The following is an 11,211-nucleotide window of genomic DNA, read 5'->3' as shown; positions in this document are numbered from 1 at the left end:
GCCGGTCGGCGGAAGCCGCGGGGCAGGACCGCTACTCGGTGTCGCGCGTGGTCTGCTCGGCGAGCGTGTCCCAGAACGAGGTGTCCGCCGTATCGATCGAGCCGTCAGCGATGGCCCGCGCCGTGGCATCCAGCGTGGTCACCGTCTGCTTGATGAGGTAGCCGTTGCTCTTCTGCCCGAGGACCGCGGACTCGTTCGTGTTGTCGGACATGCCGCGCATCTCGAACAGCAGCGTCGAGATGCCGTACTCGACGGCGATGCCGTTGCGACTGATCGTCTCGGCCGAACCACCCACGTAGCGGCCGAGGTGGCCCCAACCCGTCGAATCCACGGCGTCGAACACGACGGCGCCCAGACGCTTCGACCCCTCGACCACGGCGGGATCGGCATTCGGCGTCGTGGGGAAGAGGATCGACCCCGAGACCAGCTCGCCGTCGCGCTCGCTCTGCGTGCCCTGGTGGTGCAGGTCGATCATGTAGTCGATGCCGTAGACGCTCATCACGTTCTCGTGCAGCGCCTGCGTCTCCGGCTGGATCTTCGCCACGTGGTCGCGGTTGAGGTCCGTCCCGGTCGCGTTGGCGCGGGTCAGGGTCCTGCCGCCGTCGGCGATGTACCCGTCGAGCGGGAAGTCGACGTCGCCCATCGCCCCGTCCGGGTTGAGCATCGGGACGACGAGGATGTTGACGCCGTCGAGCACGCCCTTCGTCTTGCCCGTCCCGAGGTGCTTGATGTACTCGAGCGCCCCCTCCGTGGTCAGCTGCTCGTTCCCGTGCTGCTGGGTCAGGTAGAGGATGGTGGGATTGTCCGGGTCGGAGATGTACTTCGCGAGATAGAGATCGCGTCCCTTGACCGACTGCCCGATCACCTCCAGCTCCATGGCCGGCTGGCGTGCATCCTGTTTCTTCAGTTCTGCGACCATCTTGTCGTACGTGTGCAGGATCGACGTGTTGATCGTCTCGTTGCCACCGTAGTTCGGGCCTTCACCGACGGCGACGGCCGGTGCGGCAGCCGCTCCGGACGCAAGCAACACTGCGAGCGACAGGGCGGCGACTGTTCTGGATGTCTTCATGATCGAGCTCCTCCTGAGTGGATGCGATGCACTCAGTGAACAACTGACCGTTGCTTGTGTCAATCAACTTGATGCCGACGTTGGCCGTCCGGCCGAACGCAGGAAGGGCCCCCGCTGAGCGGAGGCCCTTCCTGATATGTCACTGCACTGTGCGCGAGGGGGGATTTGAACCCCCACACCCTTTCGGATACTGGCACCTGAAGCCAGCGCGTCTGCCGTTCCGCCACTCGCGCAATTCGAGATTCCAACTCCGTGCGCCAGGCGCAGGTGTTGTGAACAGCAGAGACAAGCATAGCCGAGCGCTACCGCAATCACCTAAACCGGACGCAGCACGGAGCTCGACGGCGACACCGGGCCCGAGCGCGCGCCGGGCGATCGTTAGGACAAAGTGATCCGGGCACGGCCTCCCTGGAGCCCATTCCCGGAGGCTCCCAGTAGTATCGGAGGGAACATGCCCGGCTGGACGCTGCCGTCAGAAGGACCGGGTGAAGCCCCCAGCAGACCGCTGGCAGGGCCGGGGCCACAGGGCGGCACGGGGGAGGAGGCGGACGATGGGCATTCTGGACAACGTGGAACGCGGGCTCGAAAAGCTGGTCCGCGGTGCCTTCACCACGGGTTCCAAGTCCCAGGTCCAGCCACTCGAGATCGCGAGTGCGCTCCGCAAGGAACTGGACACCCGCTCCCTCGTTCTCGCGCAGGGCCGCACGCTGGCTCCCAACGTCTTCTCCGCGCGCCTCTCCGACTCCGACTTCGAACGTGCACAGCAGTGGGGCTCGGCCCTTGCCGAGGAACTGTGCGACGTCGTGATCGCGCACGTCAACAGTCAGCAGTACACGCTGCAGGGTCCGGTCCGCGTCTCGTTCGAACACGACCCGGATCTGAAGGCGGGCGTCTTCGAGATCGATTCCTCCATCGAGAAGGAGGCGGCGGCGCGGCGGCCGTCCGCTCCGCCCGCGCCGGCCGCCCCGCGGCGCCAGCCCACCCGATACCAGGCCGTCCTCGACGTCGACGGCCGGCGCTACTCGCTCAATTCCCCGTCGATCGTGCTCGGACGTTCGTCCGAGGCGGACATCCTCGTCGATGACACCGGTGTGTCCCGGCGCCATCTCGAGATCCGCAGCCAGGGAGGCCGCACCTACGCCGTCGACCTCGGGTCCACGAACGGGAGCTACGTCAACGGGCAGCGCGTCAATGGCCAGGCCGAACTGACGGATGGCTCCATGATCACCATGGGACGGTCGCGTCTGACCTTCCGGCTCGTCCAGGCACAGAGCGAGGGCGGGCAGCGATGAGCGAAGCCGGCGAGCTCACCGTCACGCTCCTGCGCTTCGGGTTCCTCATCCTCCTCTGGATCCTGGTCCTCAGCACGGTCGGCGCCCTGCGGCGGGATCTCGTGGTGGGCCGACGCAACAAGGTCGGGACGCCCACCGCCCGGGAGATCCGCAAGAACCCGGAGCTCGTCGAGGAACCTCCACCCGCGCGGGCCGCCGCCCATCGACTGGTCGTCACCGAGGGGCCACTCACGGGAACCACCCTGGATCTGGCGGCGAGCCCCATCCTGCTCGGTCGGGCGCAGGAGGCGACGCTCGTCCTCGAGGACGACTACGCATCCGGCCGCCACGCGCGACTGTTCCCGCAGGGCAGCCGCTGGTTCATCGAAGACCTCGGATCCACCAACGGGACGTATCTTGCCGGCGCCCAGCTCACGCGTGCGCTGCCCGTCGAACCGGGCGTCCCCATCCGGATCGGCAAGACGGTCATCGAATTGAGGCCGTAGGAGTGCGGCTTGCCCTGAGGTTCGCCGCCCGCTCCGACGTGGGCATGGTGCGGGCGAAGAACGACGATTCGGCCTACGTAGGCCGCTACCTCGCCGTCGTCGCCGACGGCATGGGCGGGCATGCAGGCGGCAACGTCGCGTCCGCGTCCACTGTCCTGGATCTCGTCCACCTCGACCACGGCAGCCACGACGGTGACGCCGCGACGCACCTCGCCGACGAGATCCAGACCGCGAACTCGCTGCTCTCCGAACTCGTGGCGACCAATCCCCAACTGGCCGGTATGGGCACCACGGTGACGGCCGTCCTCCTCGAGGACCGCACGCTGAACCTGGCGCACATCGGTGACTCCCGCGCCTACCGCCTGAAGAACGGCGTCTTCGAGCAGATCACCACGGACCATACCTTCGTCCAGCGGCTGATCGACGAGGGCCGCCTCAAACCCGAGGAAGCGGATGTCCATCCGCACAAGAACGTGCTGATGCGGGTCCTCGGTGACGTCGATGCGAGCCCGGAGCTGGACCTCCACGCGTTCGACGCCGAGCCCGGCGAGCGGTGGCTGCTCTGCTCGGACGGACTGAACGCCGTCCTCCCGGATCGCGTCGTCGAGCAGGTGATGCGGGAGACCACCGACCTGCGCGACTGCGTCGACACGCTGGTCGAACTGACCCTCGCGGGTGGTTCCCCGGACAACATCACCATCGCCGTCGTCGAGGTGGCGGAGGCGGACGGCGACGTCGCGCCGCCCACATCCATCCCGCCCGCACGCCAGGCAGCGGGCGAGCGGGACGGCTCCTCCGCTGCAGGCGATGCTGCCTCGCGCGCGATCGACGCGCAGGGAGACCTGCCGGGAACGGCCATCCGGGCCGACGTCATCCGCCAGGACCTCCTCACGAGGCCGCACGTCCTCGTCGGGTCAGCGGCCCTGGCGACCGAGACCGGCCAGATTCCGATCGTGACGCAGCGGTCCACCGAGCGCCGGGCCGCGATGATGCTGACCCACGGTGCCGGAGGTGCCGCCGTGGACGAGGACGAGGACGAGCAGCCGGTGCGGAAGCGGCGCTGGCTCGTCCCGGCATTCCTGTCCCTGATGACCCTGATCCTCGTCGCCGTACTCGGCCTCGGCTACACCTGGACGCAGACGCGGTACTACGTCGCCGAGGCGGACAACCGCGTGGCCATCTTCACCGGCGTCCCCCAACGGATCGGTCCCATCAGCCTCAGCACGCTCTACGAGACGACGGACATCCCGGTCTCGAACCTCCCCGAGTACCAGCGGTCCCAGGTCGCCAACACCCTTCCCGCCGCGGGCCTCGAGGAGGCCCAGCGGATCATCGGCGATCTCCGCGGAGAACTGCGCGCCGTGTCCTGCGATCCCGCCGGCACAGGCACGGCATCGCCCTCGCCCCAGGCCCCCTCCCCCTCAGGATCGGCGCCCGCTCCCGCCCCGTCGGGATCGGCGCCCGCTCCCGCCCCGTCGGCTTCGTCAGCTGTAACGCCCTCCGATGCTGCAGGTCCGCAGCCCACGGCGCCCGCCTCGCCGTCGTCCGGGCCAGGCTCCCGGGGTGCATCGCCGGGTCCCTCCTCCACAGCAACCACGAGCGGCAGCGCGAGCCCGTCCGCGAGCGCGTCCACGAGCGCTGCCACCACCCCTTCCCCCGGCGCCTCCGCAGGCGCGGCTCCGTCCCCCGTCGACTGCGGAGGTGCAGCCAATGAGTGATGTCCTGACCGTCCCGAGGTCCCGGCGGACCATCGAGCTCTTCCTGCTACTCCTGGCCCTCGCGGTCGCCGTCGGCGCGAACTACCTCGCGGGTATCGGGCGCGAGGAGCCGTTCGGGGACTATTTCTGGTCGCAGGCCATCACCCTGGGCATCATGAGTCTGTTCATCCACGTGATCCTGCGGGTCAAGGCGAAGTATGCCGATCCAGTGATCCTTCCCATCGTCGTCGCCCTCAACGGGGTGGGCCTGGCGATGATCCATCGCCTCGATCTGTCGGCCGCGCAGGTGAACCCCGATTTCGTCCAGGTCGCACCGCAGCAGGTGCTCTGGACCGCCGTGGCGATGGGCTCGGCAGCGATCCTGCTGATCGTCCTGCGCGACCACCGGATCCTGCGCAGGTTCACCTACATCTCGCTGATCGTCAGCGCCATCCTGCTGCTGCTGCCGCTGACCCCGCTCGGCCTCGAGATCAACGGCGCGCGGATCTGGATCTCCGTCGGATTCGGGACGTTCCAGCCGGGTGAGATCGCGAAGATCACCCTCGCCATCTTCTTCGCCGGGTACCTCTCGACCAATCGCGATCTGATCCTGCTGGCCGGCAAGAAGATCGGGCCCCTCCAGCTACCCCGGTTCCGCGATCTGGCCCCCATGGCGGCCGCCTGGCTCGTGAGCATCGGCGTGCTGATCTTCCAGCGCGACCTCGGCTCCTCGATCCTCTTCTTCGGACTCTTCATGGTGATGATCTACGTCGCCACGAGCCGTGTCAGCTGGGTACTCATCGGCCTGGCGATGATCGGCGTCGGAGTCTTCGTCGCCCTCGAACTCTTCAGCCATGTGGCCCTCCGCTTCGACTCGTGGATCAACGCCTTCGCACCCGAGGTCTACGACCGGGCTCCCGGCGGCAGCGCCCAGGTGGTGCAGGGCCTGTTCGGCCTCGCGAACGGCGGTCTGATCGGCACCGGGCTGGGGGCAGGGCGTCCTGACCTGGTGACATATGCCAACAGCGACATGATCATCGCGGCTCTCGGCGAGGAGCTCGGGCTGATCGGCGTGGTCGCGATCGTCATGCTCTACGTGCTGCTCGTCTCGCGTGGTATCCGGGCCGCCCTAGGGACCAAGGACGGATTCGGCAAACTGCTCGCCTGCGGCCTGTCCTTCACGATCGCCCTGCAGTGCTTCGTCGTGATCGGCGGTATCACGCGGCTGATCCCCCTCACCGGGCTCACGACGCCCTTCATGTCCGCGGGTGGGTCCTCGTTGCTGGCCAACTGGCTGATCGTGGCGCTGATCCTGCTCATCTCCGAGACAGCACGCCGGCCCGCGCCCAGCGCTCCGATGAAGGATTCATTCCCTGAGGCGCTCGGTGTCAGCGGCAAGCCCAAGAAGTCGGCGAAGGAGACCACCCGATGAACCAGGCCATCCGCAGTGCGTGGGTCGTGGCGATCGGCATGTTCGCCCTCGTGCTCGGCTCCCTCACCTTCGTCCAGTTCTTCCAGGCCGAGGAACTGACGGGGAATCCGTGGAACAGCCGCCAGCTCTACCAGGAGTTCGGCCGCCAGCGCGGCGCCCTCCTGGTGGATGGTCGGGCGATCGCGGAGTCCGTCCCGTCCAGCGACCAGTTCAACTACCGGCGTGTGTACAACGAACCGGAGCTGTACGCACACCTCACGGGCTACTACTCGCTCTCCCTCGGGTCGTCCCAGCTCGAACTGGCGGAGACCGAGATCCTCTCCGGGACGGACAGTTCGCTCTTCTACGACCGCGTGGTGCGGCTGTTCTCCGGTGTGGATGCCCAGGGCGCGAACGTGGAGCTGACCATCGACCCCGAGATCCAGCGGCTCGCCTTTGATCTCATCCCGGAGGGCCAGCGCGGCTCGATCGTGGTCCTCGAACCCTCGACGGGCAACATCCTCGCGATGGTGTCCAAGCCGACGTACGACCCGAACCTGCTCGCCGGTCACGACACGGGCGTCATCGCCGAGAACGCCGCGGCACTGTCCGAACAGCCGGGGTTGTCGTTCTACACCAATCCTGCAACGGAGTCCCTCGTGTCTCCCGGTTCGGTGTTCAAGCTGATCGACGCCGCGGCAGCCCTGGAGTCGGGCCGCTACGACGCCGAGTCCCAGATCCCGAATCCGCCCGCCCTCGAGTTCCCGGGTATCGAGTACGCCCTGCCGAACTTCGTCGCGGGGGGTTGTGCGAGCAGGCCGACGGCGGACCTGGAGTTCGCGCTCGAGCAGTCCTGCAACACGGCGTTCGCGCAGATCGCCCTGGATCTCGGCGAAGAGGCCATCCAGGAACAGGCCGCCCGGTTCGGCTTCGGAGAGACGTTCACGATCCCGACCGACGTGGTGGCGAGCAGCTTCCCGTCGGACCTCTCGGAACCCGAGCTCGCGCAGTCCTCCGTCGGGCAGTTCGACACGCGTGTGACGCCCCTGCAGATGGCCATGGTCGCGGCGGCCATCGCGAACGACGGCCAACTCATGAAGCCGCAGCTCGTGAAGTCCATCCGCGCGGCGGACCTCGAACTCATCGAGTCCCCGCAACCGGAGCTCATGCAGCAGTCGGTCAGCCAGGAGACGGCGGACCAGCTCACGGACTGGATGGTCAACGTCGTGGACAACGGCACCGCGACCGGCGCCCAGGTGCCCGGTGTCGCCGTCGCCGGCAAGACAGGAACGGCCGAGTTCTCCGACGTCGGGGACAACGCATGGTTCACAGGCTTCGCTCCCGCGGACGACCCGCAGGTGGCCATATCGATCGTGATGGAGAACGTGGACATCCCCACTGGTCAGCAATTGACCTCACCCAGTGCCAAGAGACTCATAGAGGCGGTGTTGAACAGATGAGGCCCACAACAGGAATCACCCTGGGCGGCAGGTTCGAGCTGACCGATCGCATCGCCATCGGCGGCATGGGCGAGGTCTGGAAGGCGCGCGACCAGATCCTCGGCCGGGTCGTCGCCATCAAGATCCTCAAGGAGGAGTACTCCGGGGATCCCGCCTTCCTCAACCGCTTCCGCGCCGAAGCACGCCACACGGCGCTGCTGAACCACGAGGGGATCGCCAACGTCTTCGACTACGGCGAGGAGGGGGGTTCGGCCTACCTCGTCATGGAGCTCGTCCCCGGTCAGCCGCTGTCCGCGGTCATCGAGAAGGAGCAGGTGCTCTCGCCGGACCGGACGCTCTCCATCGTGGGGCAGACCGCCCTGGCCCTCGCCGTCGCCCACCGCCAGGGTCTCGTGCACCGTGATGTGAAGCCCGGGAACATCCTCGTCATGCCCGACGGACGGGTGAAGATCACCGACTTCGGCATCGCCCGCCTGGCGGACCAGGTCCCCCTGACCGCGACCGGCCAGGTCATGGGCACGGCGCAGTACCTCGCACCCGAGCAGGCCACGGGGCAGCCGGCCACGGGATCCTCCGACATCTACGCGCTCGGCGTCATCGGCTACGAGCTGCTGGCCGGGCGCCGGCCGTTCTCCGGTGAGTCGCAGATCGCGATCGCCCTCGCGCAGGTCAACGACCCCCCGCCGCCCCTGCCCGAATCGATCCCGCGGCCCGTCCGTGCCCTGATCGGTTCGATGCTCGCCAAGGATCCCGCCGACCGGCCGCGCGACGCCGAATCGCTGGCGCGCGCCGTGGACGCCATCCGTGCCGGTGACGTCCGGGCCGCCGAGGCGGCCGTACCCGGCATGCTCGCCTTCGCGGCCGGGGCGGACACACCGACCGCCGCTGTTCCGCGGCAGGACACCCAGGCGACGACGGCGGTCCCGGCGCCCACCACCTCCGCCCTGCCCACCGTCGCCGCGCCCGCCGCAGCCGGTGGTGCCGCCGGACTCGCGGCGTCGAAGGACTGGTCGGAGGAGGACCCGGACGTCCTCGACCCCGTCCCGCCCTACCGCGAGGAGGAGAACCGGCGGAGCCCCTGGCTGATCCCGCTCATCGTCCTGCTGCTGCTCGCCCTGGCGGCGATCGCGTTCCTCGTCCTGCAGCCCATCCTGGCCGGGGACGACGCCGGGAACACCCCGGCCGAGACCACCAGTTCGTCGGCGAGCGCCACGCCGGCACGGACGCCGAGCAGGTCCCCCTCGTCGACGCCGAGCAGCACGTCCCCTTCCCCTTCTCCCAGCACGACCGAGGCCGACGAAGCGGTGACCATCTCGCCGAGCGAGTTCCTCGGACGCTCCCAGCAGGAGGCCACACAGCGCCTCATCGCCCTCGGATTCGGCGTCAATGTCGTGGAGGAGTTCGCCGACCAGGACCCCGGTACCGTCATCGCCATCAATCCCAGTGGACTCCAGCGACCCGGGACGGACATCACCCTGACCGTCTCCCGAGGTCCTGAACCGGTCGAACAGGTGACTGTTCCCGGCGGCCTGCAGGGTCGTCCTTCCGCGGAGGTCGAGAGCATCCTCGTCGAACTCGGGCTGAGGCCCGTCAACGTCGGCAGCGAGGAATCGCAGCAGCCGGCGGGCACCGTGCTGCGTCTGAATCCAGGCGCGGGAGCCGCCCTCGATCCGGGTACGCAGGTCGACTACGTGGTCTCGGCCGGTCCCCCGGCCGCGCCGGAACCCGCGCCGACGACACCCTCGCCGGCCACCTCGACGCCCGCCCCTACAGCGACGGCGGCCTCGGGATCATGACCTGCTCCTCGAACCGTCACCGGGAGGACGGCGGCTCATGACCGATCACCGGATCCTGAACGGGCGCTACGAGGTGCTCGAGCTGATCGGCCGCGGCGGCATGGCCGACGTGCACCTCGGCCGCGACCTGCGGCTCGGCCGGTCCGTCGCGATCAAGGTGCTGCGCCAGGACCTCGCACGGGATCCGCTGTTCCAGTCGCGGTTCCGGCGGGAGGCGCAGGCGGTCGCCGGGTTGAACAACCCGAGCATCGTCGCCGTGTACGACACCGGCGAGGAGGAGATCCCGGACCGGCCGCAGCACGAGGTCCGGGTGCCGTTCATCGTCATGGAGTACGTGAAGGGCCGGACCCTCCGTGACCATGTGAAGGCCGGCGACCTGACGCCGGAGGACAGCATCACGTATCTCGCCGGTGTGCTCGGCGCCCTGCAGTACAGCCACAAGGCCGGCATCGTGCACCGCGACATCAAGCCTGCCAACGTCATGATCACACCCGACGGCGACGTCAAGGTCATGGACTTCGGCATCGCCCGTGCGATGGCTGATTCCCAGGCCACCATGACGCAGACCCAGGCGGTCCTCGGGACCGCCCAGTACCTCTCACCCGAACAGGCTCGCGGGGAGACCGTCGACACGCGGAGTGACCTGTACTCCGCCGGGTGCCTGCTCTTCGAGATGCTCACGGGCCGGCCGCCGTTCGTCGGCGACAGTCCGGTCTCCGTGGCGTATCAGCACGTCCGTGAGGAGGCACCGGCGGCGAGCAGCTTCAACCCCGCTGTCACGCCTGCCCTCGACTCCGTCCTGGCCAGGGCACTGCAGAAGGACCGGGAGGACAGGTTCCAGGACGCCGCCGCCTTCCGCAGGGCGTTGCTGGATGCCGGCCGGGGAATCGTCCTCGCGGCGACCGGTGCCCTGCGCACCGAAGCCCTGGACGTCACCGGACGAACTGCGTCCGCCACCGGTCCCGGCGCAGCGTCGCTCGCGGGTGCAGCGGCGGTGGTCTCCGATCCGCGGACCCGGGCCATGGAACGCGTCCCCGCCGAGCGCGGCCTTCCCGACCGCACGACGGCTGCGGAGGACTCCGAGAACGATCACTTCGACGTCCTGGACCGTGGGAACGACCGCGACCGCCACACGGACCGCCGACGGCGGTCCTCCCGGGCCGCGTGGTTCACCGTGTTCTTCGTCGCCGTGCTGCTGGTGCTCGCCGGCGGCTACGCCCTGCTCACCACGATCTCGGGTGAACGCCCAGAACCGGCTGCCGCCACCGTCGTCGTGCCCGAACTCGTCGGGATGACGGAGGCGGATGCGACGGACGCCATCGTGGACGCCGGGCTGGTGCCCTCCTCGGACGAGCAGTACAACGCCACGGTGGAGGACGGCAACGTCATCTCGTCCGACCCGTCCGGAGGCGCCTCCGTGGACCCGGACTCGCGCGTGAACATCACGGTCTCGCAGGGTCCCGCGAACATCGCGGTACCCGACTCGCTCGCTGGACTGACCGAAGCCTCCGCCCGTGACCAGCTCGAGGAGCTCGGCCTGCGCGGTGGCGCCGTGACGGAGGAGACGAGCGCGGAGGTCGCGCAGGGCCGTGTCCTCACCACGAGTCCGCAAGCCGGACAGATGGTACCGGCCGGCAGCGCCGTGGATCTGGTGCTCTCGAACGGCAAGGTGGTGGTGCCGCTCCTGACCGACCTGACCGTGCAACAGGCAGAGGCCCTCCTGGCGGATCCGGCTGTCCAGCTGGCGTTCACCGTCCGCGAGGCCGAGAACAGCGTGGTGGCGCCGGGCATCGTCACGGACCAGTCCGCCGAGGCGCGGTCGCAGGTCGACCAGAGAACGGAGATCGTCCTGACCGTTGCCAAGGCGCCCCCCGCCCCGACGACGGAACCGACGGAACCGGGCCCGACTCCGTCGGATCAGCCCAGTGGACAACCCACGGAGGGGCCGGACGACGGCGGATCCGAGACCCGCCCCACGGAGGACGGCACCTAGACCGCTCG

General features: G+C 68.7%; 8 protein-coding genes and 1 tRNA gene. 7 read left to right on the top strand and 2 right to left on the bottom strand.

Annotated elements, in window-relative coordinates; genetic code table 11:
- Positions 1–31: 31 nt before the first annotated feature.
- Both FNH21_RS07960 and FNH21_RS07955 read right to left on the bottom strand, forming a co-directional pair.
- Positions 32–1,069: a M14 family zinc carboxypeptidase gene (locus tag FNH21_RS07960; protein WP_152813613.1), complete on the bottom strand. Its 1,038-nt coding sequence runs from the start codon at positions 1,067–1,069 to the stop codon at positions 32–34.
- 150 nt (positions 1,070–1,219) lie between these two features.
- Positions 1,220–1,302, bottom strand: a tRNA-Leu gene (locus FNH21_RS07955).
- Between the two features lie 318 nt (positions 1,303–1,620).
- Between FNH21_RS07955 and FNH21_RS07950 the strand changes: the two genes are divergently transcribed.
- From FNH21_RS07950 to pknB, 7 genes are read left to right on the top strand one after another with little or no spacing between them, the layout of a single operon-like run.
- Entirely contained in the window at positions 1,621–2,361 is a 741-nt protein-coding gene (locus FNH21_RS07950; RefSeq protein WP_152813612.1) for an FhaA domain-containing protein, read from the top strand.
- On the top strand, positions 2,358–2,846 hold the full coding sequence (locus tag FNH21_RS07945) for an FHA domain-containing protein FhaB/FipA (RefSeq protein WP_152813611.1): 489 nt from the start codon (positions 2,358–2,360) through the stop codon (positions 2,844–2,846). The genes FNH21_RS07950 and FNH21_RS07945 overlap by 4 nt, the downstream gene beginning before the upstream one ends.
- A 44-nt stretch (positions 2,847–2,890) precedes the next feature.
- Complete coding sequence (locus FNH21_RS07940; RefSeq protein WP_152814227.1) at positions 2,891–4,564, top strand: PP2C family protein-serine/threonine phosphatase; 1,674 nt, start codon at positions 2,891–2,893, stop codon at positions 4,562–4,564.
- On the top strand, positions 4,557–5,975 hold the full coding sequence (locus tag FNH21_RS07935) for an FtsW/RodA/SpoVE family cell cycle protein (RefSeq protein WP_152813610.1): 1,419 nt from the start codon (positions 4,557–4,559) through the stop codon (positions 5,973–5,975). Before FNH21_RS07940 ends, FNH21_RS07935 begins: the two co-directional genes overlap by 8 nt.
- A complete protein-coding gene (locus FNH21_RS07930; RefSeq protein WP_152813608.1) occupies positions 5,972–7,414 on the top strand; it encodes a peptidoglycan D,D-transpeptidase FtsI family protein in 1,443 nt (480 codons plus the stop codon). Before FNH21_RS07935 ends, FNH21_RS07930 begins: the two co-directional genes overlap by 4 nt.
- A complete protein-coding gene (locus tag FNH21_RS07925; RefSeq protein ID WP_152813606.1) occupies positions 7,411–9,210 on the top strand; it encodes a protein kinase domain-containing protein in 1,800 nt (599 codons plus the stop codon). Before FNH21_RS07930 ends, FNH21_RS07925 begins: the two co-directional genes overlap by 4 nt.
- Positions 9,211–9,247: 37 nt before the next feature.
- Positions 9,248–11,203: a Stk1 family PASTA domain-containing Ser/Thr kinase gene (gene pknB / locus FNH21_RS07920; protein ID WP_152813604.1), complete on the top strand. Its 1,956-nt coding sequence runs from the start codon at positions 9,248–9,250 to the stop codon at positions 11,201–11,203.
- The last annotated feature ends 8 nt before the right edge of the window (positions 11,204–11,211 follow it).

Origin of the sequence: Arthrobacter bussei (assembly GCF_009377195.2) — a bacterium.
In the GTDB taxonomy this organism is placed as follows: domain Bacteria; phylum Actinomycetota; class Actinomycetes; order Actinomycetales; family Micrococcaceae; genus Arthrobacter_D; species Arthrobacter_D bussei.
This window is presented reverse-complemented; position numbering and strand designations above follow the sequence as displayed.